At 62.2% G+C, this 1,395-nt stretch carries 1 protein-coding gene and 1 rRNA gene; both read left to right on the top strand.

Going from position 1 to position 1,395, the window contains the following annotated elements; all coding sequences use genetic code 11:
• Window positions 1-385 (top strand): pyrroline-5-carboxylate reductase family protein (locus tag ABTZ59_RS37070; RefSeq protein ID WP_351425946.1); only part of this gene is annotated, 385 nt, incomplete at its 5' end.
• 654 nt (window positions 386-1,039) lie between these two features.
• Window positions 1,040-1,395: ribosomal RNA gene (locus tag ABTZ59_RS37065) — 16S ribosomal RNA — on the top strand; the annotation flags it as partial.

The raw sequence follows: 1,395 nt of genomic DNA, 5'->3' as shown, positions 1-1,395 counted from the left end.
CATCGCCGAGGGCATCTTCGGCGCCGTCGGCAAGACGCTCCGCGTGCCCGAGGGCCAGCAGGACGCCTGCACCGCGCTCTCCGGCTCCGGTCCGGCGTACTTCTTCTACCTGGTCGAGGCCATGACCGACGCCGGCATCCTCCTCGGCCTGCCCCGGGACAAGGCCCACGAGCTCATCGTGCAGTCCGCCATCGGCGCCGCCGTGATGCTCCGCGACAGCGGCGAGCACCCGGTGAAGCTCCGGGAGAACGTCACCTCTCCCGCCGGTACGACGATCAACGCCATCCGCGAGCTGGAGAACCACGGTGTCCGCGCGGCCCTCATCGCCGCCCTGGAAGCCGCCCGGGACCGCAGCCGCGAGCTGGCCTCCGGCACGAAGGACTGACCTGGCCGGGAGGGACCGGCCGGTGGTTGACACACCTCGGGGCGATCCGTAAGGTACTCCGAGTTGTCCGACGTGAGCGCCGACTCCGGTCGGTCCCCGGACAGCCATTCCGTGAGCACCACCCATTCCGATGCCTCGGCGTCGAACACTTTGGTGTGCGTATTTGCGAAATGAGGAATCCGCGTTCGAAAGAACGAGGCCCCCCGATTAGCTCGGGAGCCGGGAATCCGCTAATGTCTCACTCGTCGGAACGGCCCAACAGCCGGGAAGACAAGCCCCGCTGACTGGGGGTCAGACGCCGAAAGAATCTGATAGAGTCGGAACCGCCGGAAAGGGAAACGCGAGAGCGAGAACCTGGAAAGCACCGAGGAAATCGGATCGAGAAAAGATCTGATAGAGTCGGAAACACGAAGGGAAGCCCGGAGGAAAGCCCGAGAGGGTGAGTACAAAGGAAGCGACCGTTCCTTGAGAACTCAACAGCGTGCCAAAAGTCAACGCCAGATATGTTGATACCCCGTCTCCGGTCATCACGATCGGGACGTGGTTCCTTTGAAATAAACACAGCGAGGACGCTGTGAACGGTCGGACTATTCCTCCGACCGTTCCGCTCTTCAGTTTGTGCACCGGCTGAAATATTTTTCGGCCGAGTAAACATTCACGGAGAGTTTGATCCTGGCTCAGGACGAACGCTGGCGGCGTGCTTAACACATGCAAGTCGAACGATGAAGCCCTTCGGGGTGGATTAGTGGCGAACGGGTGAGTAACACGTGGGCAATCTGCCCTGCACTCTGGGACAAGCCCTGGAAACGGGGTCTAATACCGGATATGACCATCTTGGGCATCCTTGATGGTGTAAAGCTCCGGCGGTGCAGGATGAGCCCGCGGCCTATCAGCTTGTTGGTGAGGTAACGGCTCACCAAGGCGACGACGGGTAGCCGGCCTGAGAGGGCGACCGGCCACACTGGGACTGAGACACGGCCCAGACTCCTACGGGAGGCAGCAGTGGGGAA

The organism is Streptomyces sp. NPDC094034 (assembly GCF_040303865.1).
Classification (GTDB): Bacteria; Actinomycetota; Actinomycetes; order Streptomycetales; family Streptomycetaceae; genus Streptomyces.
This window is presented reverse-complemented; position numbering and strand designations above follow the sequence as displayed.